Annotated in this window: 21 protein-coding genes, 1 tRNA gene and 1 pseudogene; 3 read left to right on the top strand and 20 right to left on the bottom strand. The window is 41.3% G+C overall.

Going from position 1 to position 21,430, the window contains the following annotated elements; translation table 11 throughout:
* Nucleotides 1-7: 7 nt before the first annotated feature.
* The 4 genes from E4O00_RS05435 to E4O00_RS05420 all read right to left on the bottom strand — a co-directional run bounded on the left by E4O00_RS05435 (nt 8) and on the right by E4O00_RS05420 (nt 3,209).
* Nucleotides 8-1,027, bottom strand: a complete 1,020-nt coding sequence (locus tag E4O00_RS05435) for an adenylyltransferase/cytidyltransferase family protein (protein WP_253678998.1) — start codon at nt 1,025-1,027, stop codon at nt 8-10.
* Between the two features lie 5 nt (nt 1,028-1,032).
* Nucleotides 1,033-1,596, bottom strand: coding sequence for a Fe-S-containing hydro-lyase (locus E4O00_RS05430; RefSeq protein WP_253678996.1), 564 nt, complete (start codon nt 1,594-1,596; stop codon nt 1,033-1,035).
* Nucleotides 1,597-1,611: 15 nt separating this feature from the next.
* A complete protein-coding gene (locus tag E4O00_RS05425) occupies nt 1,612-2,457 on the bottom strand; it encodes a fumarate hydratase (protein WP_253678994.1) in 846 nt (281 codons plus the stop codon).
* 80 nt (nt 2,458-2,537) lie between these two features.
* Nucleotides 2,538-3,209 (bottom strand): DUF2259 domain-containing protein, encoded by a 672-nt coding sequence (locus E4O00_RS05420; protein ID WP_253678992.1) that lies wholly within the window; start codon nt 3,207-3,209, stop codon nt 2,538-2,540.
* A gap of 125 nt (nt 3,210-3,334) precedes the next feature.
* Here E4O00_RS05420 and sdaAB point away from each other — a divergent pair, with 125 nt between their 5' ends.
* Entirely contained in the window at nt 3,335-3,997 is a 663-nt protein-coding gene (gene sdaAB, locus E4O00_RS05415) for an L-serine ammonia-lyase, iron-sulfur-dependent subunit beta (RefSeq protein ID WP_253678990.1), read from the top strand.
* Nucleotides 3,998-4,018: 21 nt separating this feature from the next.
* On the top strand, nt 4,019-4,915 hold the full coding sequence (sdaAA, locus tag E4O00_RS05410; RefSeq protein ID WP_253678988.1) for an L-serine ammonia-lyase, iron-sulfur-dependent, subunit alpha: 897 nt from the start codon (nt 4,019-4,021) through the stop codon (nt 4,913-4,915).
* Nucleotides 4,916-4,941: 26 nt separating this feature from the next.
* Here the strand turns inward: sdaAA and E4O00_RS05405 are convergent, their stop codons facing one another.
* The 6 genes from E4O00_RS05405 to ppdK form a co-directional block, all read right to left on the bottom strand.
* On the bottom strand, nt 4,942-5,385 hold the full coding sequence (locus tag E4O00_RS05405) for an NfeD family protein (RefSeq protein WP_253678986.1): 444 nt from the start codon (nt 5,383-5,385) through the stop codon (nt 4,942-4,944).
* 66 nt (nt 5,386-5,451) lie between these two features.
* Complete coding sequence (rpmE, locus tag E4O00_RS05400; RefSeq protein ID WP_253678984.1) at nt 5,452-5,655, bottom strand: 50S ribosomal protein L31; 204 nt, start codon at nt 5,653-5,655, stop codon at nt 5,452-5,454.
* A gap of 36 nt (nt 5,656-5,691) precedes the next feature.
* Nucleotides 5,692-7,242 (bottom strand): transcription termination factor Rho, encoded by a 1,551-nt coding sequence (rho, locus tag E4O00_RS05395; RefSeq protein WP_371922723.1) that lies wholly within the window; start codon nt 7,240-7,242, stop codon nt 5,692-5,694.
* 285 nt (nt 7,243-7,527) lie between these two features.
* Nucleotides 7,528-7,599 (bottom strand) — tRNA-Glu (locus E4O00_RS05390).
* Nucleotides 7,600-7,682: 83 nt separating this feature from the next.
* Nucleotides 7,683-8,060 carry a chorismate mutase gene (gene aroH / locus E4O00_RS05385; protein ID WP_253679650.1) on the bottom strand — a complete coding sequence of 126 codons (378 nt, stop codon included), beginning with the start codon at nt 8,058-8,060 and terminating at the stop codon, nt 7,683-7,685.
* Between the two features lie 116 nt (nt 8,061-8,176).
* Nucleotides 8,177-10,948 (bottom strand): pyruvate, phosphate dikinase, encoded by a 2,772-nt coding sequence (gene ppdK / locus E4O00_RS05380; protein WP_253678980.1) that lies wholly within the window; start codon nt 10,946-10,948, stop codon nt 8,177-8,179.
* A gap of 95 nt (nt 10,949-11,043) precedes the next feature.
* On the opposite strand from ppdK, the gene E4O00_RS05375 reads away from it, so the two are divergent.
* Nucleotides 11,044-12,180 (top strand): CapA family protein, encoded by a 1,137-nt coding sequence (locus E4O00_RS05375; protein WP_253678978.1) that lies wholly within the window; start codon nt 11,044-11,046, stop codon nt 12,178-12,180.
* Nucleotides 12,181-12,200: 20 nt separating this feature from the next.
* Here the strand turns inward: E4O00_RS05375 and E4O00_RS05370 are convergent, their stop codons facing one another.
* The 10 genes and pseudogenes from E4O00_RS05370 to E4O00_RS05325 form a co-directional block, all read right to left on the bottom strand.
* Nucleotides 12,201-13,643 carry a lyase family protein gene (locus E4O00_RS05370; RefSeq protein WP_253678976.1) on the bottom strand — a complete coding sequence of 481 codons (1,443 nt, stop codon included), beginning with the start codon at nt 13,641-13,643 and terminating at the stop codon, nt 12,201-12,203.
* Between the two features lie 73 nt (nt 13,644-13,716).
* Complete coding sequence (locus tag E4O00_RS05365) at nt 13,717-16,968, bottom strand: adenylate/guanylate cyclase domain-containing protein (protein ID WP_253678974.1); 3,252 nt, start codon at nt 16,966-16,968, stop codon at nt 13,717-13,719.
* Between the two features lie 42 nt (nt 16,969-17,010).
* Complete coding sequence (locus E4O00_RS05360) at nt 17,011-17,322, bottom strand: hypothetical protein (RefSeq protein WP_253678972.1); 312 nt, start codon at nt 17,320-17,322, stop codon at nt 17,011-17,013.
* Between the two features lie 238 nt (nt 17,323-17,560).
* Nucleotides 17,561-17,830, bottom strand: a complete 270-nt coding sequence (locus tag E4O00_RS05355; RefSeq protein WP_253678376.1) for an integrase core domain-containing protein — start codon at nt 17,828-17,830, stop codon at nt 17,561-17,563.
* Nucleotides 17,831-17,846: 16 nt separating this feature from the next.
* Nucleotides 17,847-18,434: a DDE-type integrase/transposase/recombinase gene (locus tag E4O00_RS05350; protein ID WP_253678970.1), complete on the bottom strand. Its 588-nt coding sequence runs from the start codon at nt 18,432-18,434 to the stop codon at nt 17,847-17,849.
* Nucleotides 18,435-18,460: 26 nt separating this feature from the next.
* On the bottom strand, nt 18,461-18,739 hold the full coding sequence (locus tag E4O00_RS05345) for a transposase (RefSeq protein WP_210121237.1): 279 nt from the start codon (nt 18,737-18,739) through the stop codon (nt 18,461-18,463).
* 55 nt (nt 18,740-18,794) lie between these two features.
* Nucleotides 18,795-18,959: pseudogene (locus tag E4O00_RS05340) on the bottom strand (DUF4469 domain-containing protein); the annotation flags it as partial.
* Between the two features lie 52 nt (nt 18,960-19,011).
* Nucleotides 19,012-19,164, bottom strand: a complete 153-nt coding sequence (locus tag E4O00_RS05335; protein ID WP_371922722.1) for an SUMF1/EgtB/PvdO family nonheme iron enzyme — start codon at nt 19,162-19,164, stop codon at nt 19,012-19,014.
* A 184-nt stretch (nt 19,165-19,348) separates the two neighbouring features.
* Nucleotides 19,349-20,542 carry a formylglycine-generating enzyme family protein gene (locus E4O00_RS05330; RefSeq protein ID WP_253678968.1) on the bottom strand — a complete coding sequence of 398 codons (1,194 nt, stop codon included), beginning with the start codon at nt 20,540-20,542 and terminating at the stop codon, nt 19,349-19,351.
* A gap of 173 nt (nt 20,543-20,715) precedes the next feature.
* A complete protein-coding gene (locus E4O00_RS05325; RefSeq protein ID WP_253678966.1) occupies nt 20,716-21,426 on the bottom strand; it encodes a DNA-binding domain-containing protein in 711 nt (236 codons plus the stop codon).
* Nucleotides 21,427-21,430: the final 4 nt, after the last annotated feature.

Below are 21,430 nucleotides of genomic sequence, written 5' to 3'. Positions count from 1 at the left end.
TCCGGTATTAATTATTTTTTTCTTTTAAAGAACTTAGAAAATTATATGTCGCTTCCGGTAAAAATGAGCGGACTTCTTCAAGACTGTTATTTTGAAATGCACTTCTTACTTGAGTTGCAGAAATGACTTTGTTGTTGTGAGTTTTTTTCCTCTCAATTATTTTTACTTCGCATTGGGGCGGGAGTTCTTTTAACAGAGTTTGATTATATATTTCAGTACTCGGATCCAAGGGTTCCTCTCCCAAAAAGCGGGTTTTAATATTAAATAGAGGTACAAAATATTTTAAAAATATCCTTGCATCGAGCTGGGTTTGATTTTTGCTAATCAAAGTTTTTTCTTTTAAAAAATAAGACGGAAAGGTTGCAGAACTTATTAAAAATTGAGATGAAGGAAGCACTATTACATTTTTTAAGTCTTCAGTATTTTTTTTGATAAGCATAAAGCGGTCTTGAAAAGAAAAAAAACTTTTATCTGTTTCAACCGCAAAAACTAAAAGGCGTTTATCGGTACCGCAATGCTCTAAGGCCTTTTCTATTAAATACCTATGCCCAAGGGTAAAGGGATTTGCATTCATAACGATTGCAGCGTTTTCGGTTGCTCCTATATCGCCGGGGCAAAGGGGAAGAAGCTCATTCTTTAAGACCTCTTCTACAGTTTTTTCTCCACGATACAATAAGGCAGAATCATCCGATGAGGCTAAACTTATAAAACCGGCCCCTGTAAAAAATGAAACGCTTGATCTTTTTGTAAATATAAAGAAAGACTTATAGCCCTCGCCGTAGGCTTCTTTTAAGAGGGCCGAAAGAATTTCATCGGTAAGGCCGATGCCCTTAAATTCATTCTTGACGGCAAAGCATTTTAAGATATTTTTTTCCCGCCCGCCGCAGGCGGCCAAATTGCCGGATTCGTCAAAGATGCCGTAAACGCTTTCAAGAGAATCTGCAATGAGGCCGTTTTCATTTAAAAGAGCTGTAAATTTTTCTTTTTGACTTTTAAGTTCTAAGTTAATTTTTTGTAAATTAGTCATTTAGCTTAGTTGAGGCTTTTTAAATATTCTTCACGGCCCAGCTTGTAAAGGTTATTCCCCTTAGAATCGATGATGCATGTTACAGGGAAGTCTTCAACATAGAGCTTACGGACAGCTTCAGCTCCCAAATCTTCATAGCAGATGACCTCAGCCGATTTTATTCGGCTTTTGATTAGGGCGGCAGCTCCTCCGATAGCGGCAAAATAGCAGGCTCCATGCTCTATTATTTTTGCAACCACCTCATCGTTTCTTTTTCCCTTTCCGACCATGGCCATGAGTCCCTCATCTAAAAGCTGAGGGGTATAGGCATCCATGCGGTAGCTGGTGGTGGGGCCTGCAGAACCTATGGGTTCTCCGGGCTTTGCAGGACTCGGTCCTACATAGTACATGACAGCTCCCTTTACATCTATCGGGAGTTTTTCACCCTTTTCCAAAAGCTCGCACAAGCGTTTATGAGCTGCGTCGCGCCCTGTATAAATATAGCCCGTTAATAAAACGATATCTCCGGCCTTAACATCTTTTAAATCTTCCCTTGTAAGGGGTGTTGTAAGTTTTTTCATTTCAGACATTTTCATCATCCTCCCTTATAAAGTAACTTCCTTATGGCGTGTTGCATGACAGTTTATATTTACACAAATAGGAAGACCTGCAATATGTGTAGGATAGGTTTCAATTAAAACACGCAAAGCTGTAGTCTTTCCGCCGTAACCTTGGGGGCCAATTCCTAAGGCATTTACTTTTTCAAGCATTTCTTTTTCTAAATCTGCATAGAAGGGATCGGGGTTATAACTATCCATCGGTCTCATCAAGGCTTTTTTGGCTATTAAGGTTACCTTATCTACAGTGCCGCCTATTCCGACTCCTACAACAATGGGAGGACAGGGATTGGGGCCTGCAAGCTCTACAGTTTCCAATATGAATTTTTTTACACCCTCAAGACCGTCGGAAGGTTTAAGCATTGCAAGGCGGGACATATTTTCGGAGCCGAAGCCCTTGCCTGCAAACATAATATGAAGTTTATCGCCGGGAACAATATTATAATGAATTACGGCAGGCGTATTATCCTTTGTGTTTACCCTGTTGTAAACCGGATCGGCAACAACGGATTTTCTTAAATAGCCTTCCGTGTAACCCTGCCTTACCCCCTCATTGATAGCGTCTTCAATGTAGCCGCCTTCAATGTGTACATCTTGTCCGATCGTAACAAAGATTACGGCCATTCCCGTATCTTGGCACATGGGCGAATTCGTTCTTTTTGCAATATCGGCGTTTTCTATAATCTGATCGAGAGTATCACGGGCCAGACTCCATTTTTCGGCTTCCCGCGACATCTTTAAACTTGTTAATACATCTTGCGGAAGATAATAGGCAGCCTCTATGGCCATCCTTTTAACTTCTTCCGTAATTTTTTTTGCTTCTACAATGTGCATACTCAAAAATACCCCCAAAGTTATTCTTGGGGGTAATTATAGAACATTAAAAGATTACTGTCAATTGATGAGGAATAGGCTTACAGCTTAATTGTCTCCACCATATATCTGATGGAATTTCCTGTTTTATCGTATTGATTTTTTTCGATTACAAAGATGAGGCTTGTGTTTGTATTATCGATAATTACTTTTTTAATTGCATAATCGCGCACACCGGATCTCGTTTTACCTTTTTGACCGGCTGACTTTTTTATCTTATTTCCGTTAGGCTTTACAATTTCAACTTCAATATAAAAGGATGCTTCTAAATTGGATTTTTTATCCTTGTAGATCATAACCTTATATTCGTCATTGGTTTCAAAGTCTTTAAACATCAAGGTTGTTTCATTTATTGTAGAATCCGTAGCTGCATAAACGGATCTTCCCTCATTTTTATCGCTTATTTTCCATTTTAGAAGAGAAGGTTTTGCCCTGTCTAAAAGGCTTAAAAATATATTCTTACTGTCCTTATCGGCTGTCTCTGAGGTAGGGCTTGTTATAAAGCGGCCTGAAGGCAAAAACTTATTTTCTGCTACATCTACTCCATAAATTTCTGCATAAGCACGGTAGGTTTGATCTGTTAAACCGTATTGTCCGAAAGAAAATTTGCTTCCGTCAGGTGAAAAACCTAAATTAACAAAGGTAGCAATATCGCCTGCAAAAAGAAAAAAAGCACAAAAAATAAAACAAAAAGAAATCAGAGCTTTACGCATAATAACACCTCTCATCTAGCTAAAGTATCGGCTTAAAAAAAAAGAACTTAAGAATAGTACAAAAAAACGAATTGGCTTTTTTCATATTGACCTCGATAATTTTTTTTTATATAATACCGTCCATTATGGATATCTTCGATATTATAGGCCCCATTATGATAGGGCCGTCCAGTTCGCACACGGCTGGAGCCGTAAGAATAGGATATTTAACAAGAGTTCTTCTTGCAGAGCCGGCTATAAAGGCAAGAGTGTATTTACACGGTTCATTTGCCTATACCTATAAGGGGCACGGCACCGACAGGGCTATAGCTGCCGGTATTATGGGAATGAAACCGGAAAATGAGCGTATAAGAAGCAGCCTTACCCTTGCAAAAGAGCAAGGTTTGGACATTACCTTTGAACCTATAGACATTCCTAATGCCCATCCTAACACTGCCTTAATTGAAGTAACCGGCATTGACGGAAAGGAGCTTTCCGTTCAAGGTTCATCCATAGGCGGAGGAAACATCTTAATTACAAAAATAAACGGAAAACCTGTAGAGCTAAGCGGTAAAAATCCTACACTCGTAGTAGAATATCAGGATATTCCAGGAAGAATAGCCGCCATAACAAGTGTAACGGCAAAATACAAGATAAATATTTCTCAAATTCATATCGGAAGGGATTACCGAGGAGGAACCGCCACAATGTGCCTTCAAATGGACGGTTTAAGCGTCGGCCCCGAATTAAAGGAAGATATTTTAGATATTGATCACATACACAATGTCATTCTAATTCAGCCGGTATAAAATTTTAAAAGGGTATAAATCATGAAAACAAAAACAATAGACTATAAAAAAATTGAAGACCTTATAAAAAAAGCTTCAGAAAAATCTGTAAGAATTTCGGATATTATTTTGGAAGATCAAAGCACTTCTCTTGAAGAAAGCAAAGAACATTGTTTCGAAAGAATGCATAAGCATTTAACTGTCATGCTTGAAGCTATCGATAAGGGAACAAACCCTGATATAAGATCGACAAGCGGTCTTACAGGCGGAGACGCCTATAAAATATACGAAAGAGCAGAAAACGGCAAAGCCCTCTGCGGCCCTCTCCTTGCAAACGGCATAAGAATGGCAATGGCAGTTTCGGAATTAAACGCTTCAATGGGAAAGATAGTTGCAGCCCCAACTGCCGGCTCTTGCGGTATCCTTCCCGGAGCAATCGGAGCTGTTCTTAAAACAAAGGATGTAAAAAAAGAAGATGCCGTTATGTCTCTTTTTACGGCAGGAGCTATAGGCATGGTTATAGCTAATACTGCCTCCATTTCGGGAGCTGAAGGCGGATGTCAAGCAGAATGCGGCTCAGCTTCTGCAATGGCAGCAGGTGCCATAGTAGAAATGTGCGGCGGCACCCCTGAAATGGTAGGACATGCAACGGCCATTGCAATTAAATGTATCCTAGGCCTTGTCTGCGACCCGGTGGCTGGCTTGGTTGAAGTTCCTTGCGTAAAAAGGAATGCTTCAGGCGTAAGTTTAGCTTTTACGGCAGCCGAACTTGCTCTTGCAGGAATTAAAAGTGCTATCCCTGTAGATGAGGTTATAATAGCCATGAAAAAAATAGGGGATTCCATGCCTTCATCCTTGCGTGAAACAGCAGAAGGCGGCCTTGCCTGCACAGCTACAGGCAAAAGACTCCAAAAAGAAATCTTCGGACAAAACTTATAAAAATATTAATTTTTAAGATTGTAAGGTTATTTTTCATCCTTTTCTACAATATAGGTAAGCCCCTCTCGTCTAAGGACTCTTACCCTTGAGCCTTCAGGGATTTCTTCAGACATAGAGCGGGCACTCCAAGTTGTACCCTTATACTTTATTCTGCCCTCCTTGTTATGAAAAACAATCTCAACAACATCGGCAAACTCTTCCCCTGCTTTATCGCTTTTTTTATCAGAATAAAAAACAGTTCCCTTAAAAATAGGGGTAAATTTTTTACGCAAAAAAATCAAAGAAAGAACTGAAAATAAGACAAATAAAATTATCTGTAACCAAAGAGCTTGGTTAACGAAAGGAATCAATGTAACAGCAGAAGTAAAAACAGCTCCAAGGCCGAAAAAGATAATGACAAGACCCGGAATTATAAGCTCTAAGCCTATACAAAGCACACCGATCAAAAGCCATATAGACCACCACGCCATAACTACCTCCATAAAAACAAAAAAAGCATAAGCACGAGAAAACCCGTGCTTAGCTTATAAAGACAATCAGTCTTTGATGTTGTATCGTTTCTTAAAGCGATCAATTCGTCCTGCAGTGTCAACAAGCTTTTGCTTTCCTGTAAAAAAAGGATGACACTGTGAGCAGATTTCAACCTTGATATCTTTTACTGTGGAACGCGTATTTATTACGTTACCGCAAGCACAAGTAATGGTTGTTTCTTCATATTTCGGATGAATATCTTTTCTCATACAAACCTCCCAAGGTAGTGTTATAATATACAATATTTAGTCTTTTTGTGCAAGACCAGCATTCATAGATTTTAAAAATGCCTCATTATTTTTTGTTTTATTCATTCTATCGATTAAGAATTCGATAATATCGGCATCATCCATCGAATTTATAAATTTACGCAAGATCCACATAAGCTGCATTTCTTCTTCGGTCAATAAAAGCTCTTCTTTTCGAGTTCCGGATCGTTTTATATTGATAGCAGGGAATAAGCGGCGGTCTGAAAGTTTTCTGTCTAAGTTTACTTCCATGTTGCCCGTTCCCTTAAACTCTTCAAAGATAACCTCGTCCATCTTGCTGCCCGTTTCAATAAGGGCAGTAGCAATGATGGTCAAGCTTCCGCCTTCCTCTATATTTCTTGCAGCACCGAAAAAGCGTTTGGGTTTATGAAGAGAGTTTGAGTCGACACCTCCGGATAGAACCTTACCCGAAGTAGGCATTGTCTGGTTATAAGCTCTTGCCAAACGGGTGATTGAATCTAAAAGAATAACGACATCCATTTTGTGCTCAACAAGGCGTTTTGCCTTTTCAAGCACCATTTCGGCAACTTGAACATGGCGGGTTGCCTGCTCATCAAAGGTAGAAGAAATAACTTCGGCATTTACCGTCCTCTCCATATCGGTAACTTCCTCAGGACGCTCATCTATCAAAAGAACTATAAGATAAACTTCCGGATGATTGGCCTTGATTGCATTGGCTATTTTTTGAAGCATTATGGTTTTTCCGGTTCGCGGAGGAGCTACAATCAATCCTCTCTGCCCCTTTCCTATAGGGCAAAACAGGTTCATGATTCGGGTAGAAATTTCCTGAGTTGCAGTTTCAAGATTTAGCTTTTCCCTCGGATAAAGGGGGGTGAGGTTATCAAAGGGAATGCGGCGTTGAGACTTTGCAGGCTCATCATAGTTGACCGTTTCAACCCTTAAAAGAGCAAAATACCTTTCACCTTCTTTTGGAGAGCGGATTTGACCGTAAACCGTATCTCCGGTTTTAAGATTAAAAAGCCTTATCTGACTGGGTGAAACATAGACGTCATCGGTTCCTGTCAAATAACTGTTTTGCGGAGAACGCAAAAAGCCGTATCCGTCAGGAAGAGTCTCTAAAGAGCCGGAAGCAAAGATAGTGCCTCCCTGATTGGTATGATTTTTAAGAATATGGTAAATCACATCCTGTTTTTTCATTAATGAAAGCTCATCCTCGGGTACACCGTATTTTATAGCCATATCCCTCAAATCATGCATACGCATCTTTGTAAGATCGTTTATAATAATTTTAAAGGAAGTATCAGATACAGGAGCAATTTCTTCTTTTTCCTCCTGAATATCTTTAGGTATGCGTTTTTTTGCAGCTGCACCGCTTTTTTTGGTAGGTGCGGTTTCAGCTTCATCCGAAGAGCTTTCTGCTTTTTTTCGTCCTCGAGAACGGACAACAACTCTTTTTTCAATAATTTCATCAGATGCATCCCCGTCAATTTGTTCTACGGCAGCCTGAATTTCGTTTGCTTCGGCAGCATTCTCTTCAGCATGAGTTTCAGAAGGACTAAGACTCACATCCTCATCAGAATTAATCCCCGTATCAAACAAGGTCTCCTCAGAGGTTTGCGGCAAAGTTTTCCTTTTTCTTATTGTCATCGGATTTTTCTCCTATGCTTGTAACTTAACATATCATTCTAAAATTCAGTATCCGTCTCAAGAGACCGAAAAAGATATGTAAAAATGATGAATTGTTAATGTTGAATAGATTTTTAGTCTAACAAATTTATTTTATTTTGTCAAGTAAAGCATTGTTAGCTTTAAGATTAATAAAAAAATACCCTCGATCAAATCGAGGGTATCCATCTCCTAGGGGAATTGAACCCCTGTTGTCGGGATGAAAACCCGATGTCCTAACCACTAGACGAAGGAGACATGGTCAAAAGCACATTGTGCTGACAAGAATGGAATATATCATATTTCTATAATTGTGTCAAGTAAAATTATAAAAATTCTTTTTATTTATCCTTGTTTTTTATTAAATCAGGCCTTAAAACCTCGGCTCCGCCTATATAAACATGAATCGGTTTTCTCCTAGAATAATAATAAATTAAAATTCGAATAGTTTTAGGTAAGCTGGCTTCTATGCAAGGCTCCAAAGCACAAAAAAGCGGAGTATTTTTCGCAAAACCGTTCTTTCTTAAGGCTGAGGCTGGGTTTAAAGCCCTTATATCATCGGTAACAGTAAACTGTATTGAAACTATATTTTTTTCGGATAAGGAATTTTCCTTTAATATTTGACTGTAAAGACTGACAACAGCCGAAGATATGCTTTCTTGACTGTCTTCACAGCATACAGCTCCGCGCAAAGCTCTTAATTTTTTTATCAGGCTCATTTTTAACAAAATATTTAAATCAACAACCCCGACGCAGAGCATCGGGGTATTAAACCCTCCGCACGAACAAAAACACTGCACCCTGTTTTTACAATGGTACAGTGTTTTAAAATTAATTATTTTTTAGCAGACTTTTTAGCGGTTTTAGACTTTGTTTTTTCGGAAGTCTTAGTCGGCTGTTTTACCCCAGCCTTGGCTTTTGAAGCTTCAACTTCAGCCTGAGCTGCGGCGAGTCTTGCTATAGGAACGCGTAAGGGCGACGCGGAAACATAGTCCATTCCTGCTCTACAGAAAAACTTAACCGAATTCAAGTCGCCTCCGTGTTCACCGCAAACACCTATTTCAAGGTGCTTTTTAACTTCCCTACCCTTTTGAATAGCTGAAGCTACCAAGATACCTACACCTTCTTGATCCAATGACTGGAATGGATCGGCCTTAAAGACACCGGCCTTGTTTTCATCTACATATTCAGGTAAGAATTTACCGGCATCATCACGGCTTATACCTATTGTCATCTGTGTAAGGTCGTTTGTACCGAAGGAGAAAAACTCTGCATATTCTGCAATCTTGTCGGCCAGTAAGGCTGCTCGAGGCGTTTCAATCATTGTACCTACCATGTACTTAAGTTTTTTATCCTTAGCCTTTTTCTCGATTATATCGTCTGCAACAGCTCGAATCCTCTTTTCCAAAATCTTAAATTCTTTTGGATCAATTGTAAGAGGAATCATTATTTCGGGTAAAACATCAACACCTTTTTTTTGAACTGTGCAGGCGGCATTGATAATTGCAGTAACCTGCATTTCAAGAATTTCAGGATAGGTTATGCTCAAGCGGCAGCCCCTGTGTCCCAACATGGGGTTTGCTTCGGTAAGCTGGTCTACGCGGTTTTTAACGCTTGCAAAACTTATATTAAGCTTTTCGGCTAATTTTTGCTGACCTTCTTTGTCATGAGGCACAAATTCGTGTAAGGGCGGGTCAATCAAGCGGATTGTTACGGGATAACCATTCATGGCCTTAAAGATACCCTCAAAGTCCTTTGTCTGATAAGGAAGAAGTTTTTTTAGAGCCTTTTCCCTTGCTTCTTTGTTTTCAGCAATAATCATTTCACGGATGGCCTGTATCCTGCTATCATCGCTAAAGAACATATGTTCGGTTCGGCAAAGGCCTATTCCCTGTGCTCCGTGGCCGATGGCAATCTTTGCATCTTCAGGAGTATCGGCATTTGTTCTTACTCTTATTTTTCGGATTTGGTCAACCCATTCCATGATTTTTTTATAGGCTGCAGGAGGCTTGGGTGTAATCAAGGGTAATTCGCCCTTATAAACAGCTCCTTTTGAGCCGTCCAAGGTAATATAATCGCCTTCTTTTAAGACTATGCCCTTGGCCGAAATTTCTTTTTTCTCGTAATCGATTCTTAAATTTTCACAGCCGACGATACAGCATTTTCCCCAACCTCTGGCAACTACGGCAGCATGGCTGGTTTTTCCTCCGGTTGCGGTTAAAATACCCTCGGCAGCATGCATACCGCCTACATCTTCGGGGCTTGTTTCATGGCGGACTAAAACAGCTCTTTTGCCCTCTTCTGCCGCTGCTTCGGCAGCTTCTGCAGAAAGACAGATAATACCGCAGGCTGCTCCCGGAACGGCAGGAATACCGTCTACAAGATGGGCGGCTTTTAAATCGGCAGCTTTGGAATAATCCAAGGCCTTGTAGAAGACACCTTCAATATCCGAAGCCTTAATGCGGCTGACAGCTTCTTCTTTGGTTATAAGTTTTTCTTCAACCATATCTACAGCCATCTGAAAGGCAGCGGCAGGAAGTCTCTTACCTGTTCGGCACTGAAGCATGTATAATTCACCTTCTTCAACAGTGAATTCCATATCCTGCATATCTTTGTAATGTTTTTCTAAGATTTTTCGTGCATCGCAAAGCTTTTTATAGGCAGCCGGATCTTCTTTTGCAAATACATCGAGCTTAATGGGTGTTCTAATTCCTGCAACAACATCCTCACCTTGGGCATTAAAGAGGTATTCACCATAAAAGTCGTTTTTACCGGAGTTAGGATCCCTTGTAAAACAAACTCCTGTTCCGGAATTATCACCCTTGTTTCCGAAGACCATCTGCATAACATTTACAGCCGTACCTCTGATACCGACAATGTTTTCAACCCTTCGGTAAGTAACGGCCTTGTCTGACATCCAAGAACCGAAAACGGCTCCGATAGCACCCCAAAGCTGTTTTATAGGATCTTGAGGAAATGGAGCTTTTATTTCTTTTTCGTAAAGTTTTTTAGACCTATCGATAACTTCCTGCAATTCAGGTTCATTTACATCGGTATCGGAAACCTTTGCAGTTTGAGCAAGATTAAGACGCTTCTTTGTTCTTTTTTCTTTTACATCATCAAGAATTTTATCGAATTTTTCACGTTCAATGTTCATTGCCGTGGAACCGTACATTAAAATAAATCGGCGATAAGCATCAAGGGCAAATCTTAAATTACCTGTCTTTTCGGCTAAACCTTGAACAGATTGATCATTTAACCCTAAGTTTAAAATTGTTTCCATCATTCCGGGCATCGAAACGGGAGCTCCGGATCGAACCGATACCAATAGAGGATCTTTTTTGTCCCCAAGTTTTTTCCCGGTAATTTTTTCCAGCTTTGAAAGATAAGACTCTACTTGAGCTGTTAGTTCGGCAGGATACTTTCTGTTATTTTTATAATACTCTTCGCAAACCTCGGTTGTAATAGTAAAACCCGCAGGAACAGGAAGCCCTATAGCCGTCATTTCGGCCAGGCCGGCACCCTTACCTCCCAATACTTCCTTCATCGTACCATTACCCTCAGCGCTACCGCCGCCAAAAAAATATACATATTTTGACTTTGCCATTGCATTGTCCTCCTTGAACATTGAACAATTATTACAATATATTGGTATATTGTATCTTGTATAATATCAATTGTCAATGTATAATCACAGTAATTATGAAAAAAAATCTTAAGTTTTATTATTTTTTATTTGCCTCGGCCGTCATATTATTCTCTTGTGCATCTATGTCAAAAGATGTTCCAAATACAGAATCAACTGTGAGCGAAATAATATTGAGCTTTTCAGGCGATATTATGGCCCATGATGTTAACTTTAATATGAAAAATTATAATCGAATTTATGAGGATATAAGGGATATACTGTTAAACGATGACTTAACATTCGGAAACATTGAAACCCCTGTATGTGACGAAAAGCCGCTTTCATCATTTCCGTTTTTTAATGTACACAGTGATTATTTAAGAGCAGCAATAGATGGGGGCTTCGATGTTTTTTCCTTTGCCAATAATCATACCAACGATCAGGGCATTAAAGGAATAGACGGAACTATTAAAAGTTTTAACTCATTAAAAGAAGAATATAAGAATAAAGAGCTTTTTTCTTCCGGTTTAAAAAATAAAGAAGATGAAGATTTTAAACCTTTATTAATCGAAAAAAAAGACTGGAAAATTTTATTTTTATCGGTAACGGAACATATCAATTCTCATGACAAATCAAAGAATCGGCTTTACTACTCTGCACCTTCAAAAACAGGAAGGAAAAAGCTTATTTCAGCCATAAAAAAAATGAAAGAAGAAAATCCTTGCGATATTTTTATTCTGTCTCTTCATTTAAGCGAGGAGGAATACGGCCTTAAGGTTTTAGAAAGCAAAAAAACATGGTTTAAAGCCTTAGCTGATGCAGGAGTTGATATAGTCTGGGCTCATCACCCCCATGTTTTACAGGATTGGGAATTTACCGATACGGAATCCAATAAAAAGGCTTTTTTTATGTATTCCATGGGAAATTTTATTTCGGGTCAAAGGTGGAAGGTAAACTATGCCGATCCTGCTTATTACAGGGAATATACGGGAGACTCAATAATAATGCAGTTAAAACTAAAAAAGATTGACGGCATCTTGCAAAACGAAACGGAAGCAAATCCCGTTTTAATTACAAACTATAACGAAAAAAACGCTCCCGTTATAAAACGCTTTACTCAAGAATGGGCCGAAACCCTCTCCGAAAAGGAAAGGGTCTATTATCTTAAACGCCTTGAACTTATGAAGGCTTATTTACCTAAGCTAAAATAAAAAGCTTAAGGTAATAATTTTTACATTAGGCTCTTGTACTTTTCGGCCAAAGCTTTTGCCTTTACGTTTGCAAGGCCTCGGTAGCGTTCGGGGTTTGCAAAAAACTCTTCGGGCTTATCAAAGTTAAGTTCTTTTAATCTTTCCGTAACAAGGGCAAAGACCTTTTCTTCGGTTTTTAAGGCCTCATAAAAACTTAGCTTTTGATTTTCGGCAGCAAGGGTAATTTTGCGTATTACCTCGTGGGCATCGGAAACGCCGCATTCTGCCAAAAGAATGTAGGCCGGCTCGGCCATAACGCCTCCCCTCACCTTTCCTCCACCCTGTAAAAGGTTTTTAAGCATATTTTCCCTATCGGCCTGTAGCCCATTTAAAATGGAATTCATGCGGTTAAAGGCCAAGGCAAGCCCTGTCAAATAATCGGCTATAAACCTCTGGCTTGCAGAATTGGACAGGTCTCTTTGATGCTCCGAGATTTGATCCATATAAAAACTCATCACTCTTGGCGAAAAGGTCTTCCACAAGCTTTTTACGTGTTCGGAGTTCCACGGGTTCCGCTTTTGAGGCATGGTCGAAGAACCTACCTGAGTTGCACTAAAGTGTTCAAAAACCTCCCCTATCTCGGTTCTTTGCAGATTACGTAAATCGTCTGCAAGGTTTGCAATTATGCCGAAGGCAATATTTGCTTCAAGAAGGAGGCGGAGCATGTATTCGGGCTCAACCAGCTGATGCGAATATTCGGAAGGCTTTAAGCCTAGATAATCAAGATAGATTTTTTCGAATTTCATCGGGTCGGAAACTATTAAAGACGCCGCATTATAAGAGCCGACAGCTCCTGCAAATTTTCCCCGTAAATCCTTTACAAGCTCTTCCAGCCTTAAAATAGACTTACCTAAGCGGGCTACATATTCGGAAACTGCATACCCGAAGGTAATCGGAACGGCGTGCTGACCGTGGGTTCGCCCCACCTGAGGGGTTTCAGCCTCTCTTTCGGCAATATCGCAAAGTAAGATTTCTGTTTTCTTTAAAAGGGGAATTATCACCTTTACGACGGCATCTCTTATCCTCATGGAAAAAGCCGTGTCAAGGATGTCGGCACTCGTGGCTCCTAGGTGAACCAAGGGGGCTGTTACTTCGGGTACCTTTTTCTTTAGAACATTTACCAAGGCCCTTATATTGTGCTGGGTTTTATGCTCTTCTTCGTAAACTTCGGAAGGATCTATATTTAAGGCAATATCGTCCAAGGTTTTCTCAAGCTCGCTGCTCAACTTGGGAAGTAAAGAGCTTTTCTTTTCTTCTGCGATTTTAAGATGGGCCTTTACAAGGGCCATTTCGGCCATGGCACAATAAACGATGCCTGCTTCTTCAGATAAAAAAACCGAAAGTTCATCATAAATCCCGCCTTGCGGAAGGGAATAGCGGTGATCTATCGGCGATATGTTTTTAAAAATACTTCTTGTTTCCATATTCAATATAATGACCTAAAGAAGCTGTTTAGTCAAGCGGTTTAAAAGACAGTGATTTTGCCCTGCCTCGGCTTCAATTCATAGATAGAAATCTTTCAATTTGCCTAATATTGTTTGCCATTTCAGGTTCCAAAACCGTCTTATCAAAAAGATTAAGAGTCTTACGGCAGCCGTCAAAATCTTTTTCCTTAAAGGCTTGTATCAGTTTTTCGTATAATTCTTTAAGCTCTGCAAAAGTCTTTATATTGCCTGTATTTTTATAGCGCACATAATAAGTTGTTACACTTCCTTTTCCTTTTAACTCCCTAGCTGGACGTTTAAAAAGAGGATACCTATCGCCTATTATTGCAGCCGTTTTTTCGGAAACGGTACAGGCCATAGGAGCCGTTGCCGCTTCAAGCCTAAAGGTAGTATTTACTACATCTCCGAAAATATCGAAAACATACTTATGAACACCAACGATGCCTCCCGTTATCTTTCCCGAATCGATGCCTATTTTTACCTGAAAATGAGATTTATTCTTTTTGTTGATGTCCTCAATCACAGAGAGCATTTCAATCGCAGCATCGGCCAAACGGAAGGCGTGATCTTCTTCTCCTCTAAAACCGCAGCAAGCCATGTAGCCGTCTCCCAAGGTCTTAATCCTTTCACAGCCGAATTTATCCATAATGCGGTCAAAATGCGTAAATATATTGTTTAACTCCGAAATAACGGTTTCGGGCGAGTTGGCACTTGACCATTTTGTAAAATTGACAAGGTCGGCGAATAAGACACTCACGGCAGAATAAACTTTCGGCTTTGAGGTTCCCGTTTCAATTAACTCGTCAATAATGGGAAGGGGCAGGGTGTTTCTTAAAAGCTTATCGCTTTTTTCTTTTTCTTCTGCCAGTTCCTTAGTCTTCTCTTTTACCTTTCTGTCAAGCTCCTTGGCTCTTTTATTTAAGGCTCTAAACCTTATCCGTACTCCCGAAAAAATGAGACCGCCTATAAAAAGAATTAAAAAAATATCGAACCAAATCGTCTGATAGAAAAAGGGTTCTTTATAAAATTCTATACCTGTGCCGTTTTCGTTTATAATTCCGTCATTATTGGCGGCTCTTACCCTGAACACATATTTTCCCGGAGAAAGGTTTGTGTAGGCTATTTCGCGTGTTGTTCTTGAGGACTTCCATTCGTTGTCGTAACCCTCCAGCTTGTATTCAAAACGGACTCTTTCCGGTACGGTATAACTGAGGGCGGTAAATTTAAAAAGAATACGTTTAACTTGAGGTTTTATAATAAAGTTATTTTCTTTTAAGTCAAAATCATTGCCGTCCAAAATAACGTTTTCTATAACGACGGGAGGGGAATGTTTATTTGTAACATAATAAGACGGATCGCAGACGGCAACACCTTTTAGGGTCGGAATGTATACGGTATTTTTATCGGTTACATGAGCCCAAGCATTTGCAGATAACTGCCCCGTAAGCCCGTCCAGCCTGTTATATCGGACAAGACCCTCAGCAGGATGCCGGTTTAAAACAGCCTGCAAAAATTTATCGGATTTAACCAAAATAAGTTCCTTGGGTGCCACAATCCAAAGGTTTCCCTGAGTGTCATAGAGGACGTTATATACACTGATAATTTTTTGACCTATTGCAATATTTGCATCGTAAAAAATGCCGTCCTTATAAAGACTTAAACCCTCACTGGTAGAAAACCAAATATTTCTGTCTTTATCTTCGACAATGCGGAAAACAATGTTTCCTATAAGCCCTTCTTCCCTTGTTAATAGTCTCTCCACTTTAATTTTAGGTCTATCTTCCAAAAGAGAAACCTTAAGTTCCGCTGCACCGCTTCCGTCCGTGCCGAGCCAGATACTACCATTCCGGCTTTCCAAAGCACAGAGGATAAACAGGTTGGTCAGGCCATCTTTTTTGGTAAAATTCGTGATTACACCATTATGATAAACGGCAGGGCCCGAGGTGGTTCCTATCCACAAAAGCCCATTGGAGTCACGCAACGTAAAACGTACACTGTTACCCGAAAGGCCGTCTTTTTTTGAAATGCTTTTTATACTGCCGTCCTTAAAAAAAATAAGGAGCCCCTTATCCGAATAGGTAGAAAAATATAAAGAGCCGTCGGCTTCTTCCCGTATTTGTCTTATGCGGTTACCCTCGGTCATTTTAAGAAGATTATCAATATCATCGGAACGCTTTTTTGAAAGTGAAGAGCTTTTTAAACATACGGCACCGTCATCCTTGGCTATCCATATATTTTTATCCATATCTTCCAAAACGGAATTTGAAGCAGTGGGCGGCAGGGATTCCGCACTGGCAAGATCGATAAAACGGCCCTTGCTGAATTTTGCCAAACCGCCGCGCTCCATACCTGCCCAAAGGTTTTCTTCAAAATCGGAACATAAACATGAGACGATATTATTGGGTAAGCCGTTTTCTTCCGAGAAGAATTCGGCCTCTTTGCCGTTAAGCGTTATAATACCCTTATTGGTGGCAATGTACATATTACCGTCTCTGGTACGCAAAAAACGGTTTATACCGATACCGTCAAGGGTTTTAATATCTATGATTTCTTTTATGGAGTTGTTTTTTATCTTGATAATTTTTCCGCTGAGTGTACCGAACCAAAGGGTACCATCGGTATCGACATAGGCTGTCGAAAAGGTATAATCTTTTATTTCCTGTAAATACGGAAGGCTTATTATTTTGCCGTTTTGAATGACCGTAAGACCTTCTATATTGGAACCTACAAAGATTTTATCGTCTACAGGCATAATAAAAAAGACAATACCTATGTTCTTACCGCCTTCATCTAAATGCTCAAATTGTCCGTCAGCTTTACGCCGAAATAATCCTCCTGCCGTACCTACCCACATTACATTGTTTTTATCGAATCTGATTGTACGCACCGAAAGATTGGAAAGGCCGCTTTCAAGCCCGTATTTTTTAAATTGTTTGTTTTTATATGAATATAAGCCTGTAGAGTTTGTGCCTATCCAAATAGTTCCTTCTGCATCTTCATACAAGAAACGAGGTGCAAGTCCTGTAAAGCCATGCTCTTCTTCGGTAAATTCGGTATAGTTATTACCGTCAAAGCGCATAAGCCCGTCATAAGAAGCCAGCCAGATATAACCTGTACTGTCCTGCAGGATATCCATTATCCTGTTTGACGGCAAACCGCTTTTTTCGTCAGCCCAAAAGGTCTGTACCGAAGAAGCCAAATTGTTAAAAGAAATTTCGGCAGCAACCGAAAGCATCATAAAAATTGCCGTGATAGTAAATAATACTTTTTTTTGTACAATTACCCGTCTAATACACTTAACCATTAATTCCACCTCCTCAGCCGATTGTATCATAAAACATGGAATTTATTCAATGCAAAATATTGTCAATTCTTGGACATAGTAATAAGTACCGGAACAGGCATCTGCATAGTCCGCAGGCAACCGTTCGGCCTTGTCCAAAAAACTGTGTATATGTCCCACCATACCCTCTGTTACGGCGAGGATGTTTTTCATTGTAAATCTGACACTGCCGACCGCATAGGTTTTATCGGAAGGTACGGCCCGATTTGTTTCGACGCCCTTGCCTTGTCCGGCATTGAGACAGGTAGAGAAAAGTATCATCATCATAATTGCCGACAGCAGTACCGCTATAGCCGTTAATTTAAATTGTTTCATTTAATCTAATTTGTAGTTTAATGTGTAATCAATGTTTAATTGGTAATGTGTAATTGCCGAAACTTGCCAAGTATTAGTATACAAGTTAAATTGTTAATTTATTATAAAAATCATTCCTCACTACCAATTACCCATATATCCATTATCCATATCCTTATGCGGTAAGTGCGGCTTACCCTATAAGGTAAGCCTGAAAAAGTCAATAATAGTGCATACCCTAAATTCCCTAAAATATAGTTTAAGCTGCCGGTTTTGATAAACCGGTTTCAAACAGTTCCCGATAAATCGCAGGAGGATAACCTTTCGGATTCATTGTGGTAATCCTTCGTCGGTTGTAGTAGACAATAAACCTCCAGACGATTTTCTTTACTTCTTCCCTTTTCAATTTTGTTGTATCTATGCGGTATAGCTTCTCCTTCTTGAGTGTCGCAAAAAAGGATTCCATTCTCGCATTATCATAACATTTTCCCACACCGCTCATGCTTTGAATTGCATGACGGCGAGCCAACTCAAGTTTGTACGCCTCACTCGTGTATTGAGAGCTTAAGCATCACTGTGATGTATGAGCCCATCAGCTTTCTTAATTCATATGCCTCCTTTAGAGCTTTTATACAAAGCTCTTTTTTCATGTTGTCGTCCATCGCTACTGCGATTATCTCTCCTGCAAAGCAGTCCATCATCGGTGCAATATACAGCTTTCCATCTTTGCACGGAACCTGCGTTATATCGGTCAGCCATTTCTTGTTAGGAGCGTCTGCGCTAAAGTCCCCTTTAAGAAGATTTTCAGGCCTTTGCGCCTTTCTGTCGGCTTTGGTAAGTCCATCAGGGCTTCTTCTGCTCTTATGAAGCAGATTCCCCTTCCTCATCGCTCTGATTATAGTCGAGCGAGAAACTTTTATGCCTCGCTGCTCAAGTGCTAATCGCATTCTCTGTATTCCATAATTATCGTTTTCAGGATCTTGTGAAAGAATCTTGTGTATTTCGACCAGAAGAAGTTGCCAGCGTTTCATCTTTGTACGGTTCCGTTTCCACTTGTAAAAACCCGTTTCGCTCACCTTTAGGGTTCTACACAGCTTTACAATTGACCACATTTTCTCTTTTGCATTTTCCAAAATGTAGCTGAATAACCCTTGCGTACTTACTTCTTCCGGTCTACGACGAAAAAACCGAGAGCGTCCTTGAGTATTTCGTTTGCTTTTTTCAGCTCCTGTATTTCTCGCTGCATGGCAAGCTCTCTCTCGTTTAACGGTGTTTTGTCCGATGCGATTCTCTCTTCCTTCGCCTTTCGGCTTCTCACCTTCCTCCACTCTGCAATCGTGTAATAACTGAGTCCCAGCTGTTCGGCTGCCTTTTTCACTCCTATCTCATCTGACAATAGCAGTGCCTGTTCCTTAAATTCTTTATTGTACTTGACCATATCTTCCATTCCTTTATTTTTCGGGTTTTTAGGTCTGCACTTTTATGATAACGGTTCAGCCTGATTTTAGCGTTTTAAGCTGTTTTGTAGCGTTGGCATACTTCGTTTTTACCTCGATGTACCAGCTGCCTGCCGGCAAGTCCGCAGGGATTATTGCCATGAGGCGGGCGGGTTTGTTTTCGGCGATGACGGCAGCTCGGACGGCTTCTCCCGTTTCGGGCGGCTTACGCTGCGCCCTGCGCTGCTCAACCTCTCCGGCAAAATGTGTGAGCTCAAGGGCACCAAGCCAGCCGGAAGCCAAGATTGTTGTTCCTGTTGTCAGGACTGTTGTTGTTCCGTTTGCCTACAGTGCAGTTGTTCGCGTTGTTGTTCCAACTGCCGCCACGTTTGACGCGGTTAGTACCCGACGCGGCCCCTAATAATATCCATACCGTTTTTTAGCCAAAAAATTTTCGAGCCGCTAAAGCGGCTGACACAGTGCAGTTTCATCTTTGCTTCAAAAAATGTACTGCACCGCATCTACGCATTTGTGCTTTGGCAGGTGCGCCGCTTCGGGCGGCTTACGCTGCGCCCTCCACTGCTTACCCGCCTACGCACAAATGCGTGAACTCAAGGGCACCAAGCCAGGCGGAAGCCAAGATTGTAGCCCCCGTAGTCAGGACTGCTGCCGTACCGCGAGCCTACAGCGCAGCCGCCCGCGTCAGAGTACCAGCTGCCGCCGCGTGAAACACGGCTAGTACCCGACGCACCACCCTGAGGATCGGTAACAATACCGCCTTGCATATAAGCAGCATCGTTTGATGCAGGGTCATCCTTATACCAATCAAAACACCATTCCCAAACATTTCCCGACATATCATATAAGCCAAGAGCATTCGGATCTTTACTTTTTACCGCAGCCGTCTTAGTTGTAGCAGGGGTTTGATCTACCCAATCGGTTCCGTTCCACCATTCATCATACACGGCAACTCTTGTAAGTTCATCCCGTAAAGTTTCCCAAGTTTCTCCTGCGGGTAAAGCAAGTCCTGAAAAGCCTATGGGCTTTTTTGCTCCGCTTGCACTGTTTAATTTGGTAAGGTATACATCGCCGTATTGTGCTGCATTTGTTTTATCGCTTCCCTGCCAACGGGCAGCATATTCCCACTCGGCTTCAGTCGGAAGTCTAAAGCCTTTTTTACTCATATCGGCATAAGCGGCATCGCAAGAAGCTGTATCAGTCGCATTTTTTAATACCGCAATATCGGTTTTGCTTTTGCGGTATACGCATTCTCCCTCGCCCATCGTCTTTGCTGTATACGCATTACACCACACAATGCAGTCCCGCCAGCTTATAGTTGTTACAGGCTCTTTTTTTCCTGCTTCTGTGGGAGCGGCTCCTTCGGTTCCGTCGCTGCCTTCTTTTCCCTTATTAGCAAAGACGTAGCCATTACTTTCTGCCCATGTCAGTACCTCGTGCCATACCTCGTACGTTACCTCTGTTTTGCCGAGCTTGTAGGGGCTTAATTTTACCTTACGGCCTGCATGGAATACGCCTTTCCAATAAGCTTCACTTCCGGGTAAGGTGTAGCCAGGGTCAATGCCTACAATGCCTGTTGTCGTAGGTATTATTTTTATAAAGCCGTCGCCTGTATCTTCAAAAAAACCTACATCGGGCGGCGTGGGCGGTGTTCCGCCTCCGCCCGAACCGCCCGCGCTGTTGGGGCAGGCGGTAAAGATAAGTGCGATGAGCAGCACAAAAGCCGCTCCCAAAAAGGCATGTGCCTTGGCAAATGCCTTGGGCTTGTTGTTTGTAAACTTTGTCATATATTCCTCCTGTCAAAGTTTTTTTTAATGTGTAATGTGTAATTGGTAATTTATCGAATTACCGTTCCGGATACCCTCGAACGCTGCTTCGAGACAGTCTCGAACGCTGTTTCGAGATACTCTCGAACACTGCTTCGAGGATGCGTCGAATTATGCTTCGATGTACCGGCGAATTATGCTGCAACAGTCAACGCTTTATTGAACCTTCCGCTTTTAAGCGTTTTGCCGGACTTGTTGCCTTCCAGTATCTTCGTTCGCACTTCTACATAGTAGCTGCCTGCCGGCAAGTCCGCAGGGATTATTGCCATGAGGCGGGCGGGTTTGTTTTCGGCGATGACGGCAGCTCGGACGGCTTCTCCCGTTTCGGGGACGAAGAAGATGCCTTGAGCCGTATCTTTCGGGTCAAACTTGAGCCGGGAACCTACCAGTTGGACAACGCCGCCTGCGGTCAGTACTTCGTTTACCTTGCCCGATACGATGTCGGTAACTTCGGTAATGTAGGGGTTGGTGTCGGAGGCTTCGACCTTTTCGCACTTGATTTTACCTACGGCTTCTTTAAGCAGGGTGCCTGCCGAAAGGTTTAAGTGCACGGTGTGCCGTTTTTTGTCGAAGCTGTCGGCTGCCCCGTTAAAGGTGCCCGATATGCTTAGAGAGGTGTTAAGTAAGGGCGTGTTGAGCGCAGCACCGTCTTTTATAAGGGTGCATACCACCTCTGCGTACACTTGCAAGGCCGCCTTTGTGTCAGCCTTGGTGAGTGTTGAACCTTTTTGCATCATAAGGTCAATGATTTCGTCAAGGGAAAACGAGCGCACTTCGGCAGTTTGTGCCATGTAGTCGTTTTCGTCGGCCGTGAGTAAGTTCTCACGCAAACAATACTTTAACATTTGT

Origin of the sequence: Treponema sp. OMZ 788, from assembly GCF_024181245.1 — a bacterium.
Classification (GTDB): Bacteria; Spirochaetota; Spirochaetia; order Treponematales; family Treponemataceae; genus Treponema_B.
The sequence above is the reverse complement of the archived record's forward strand: the minus strand, read 5'-3'. Positions and strand labels throughout refer to the sequence as shown.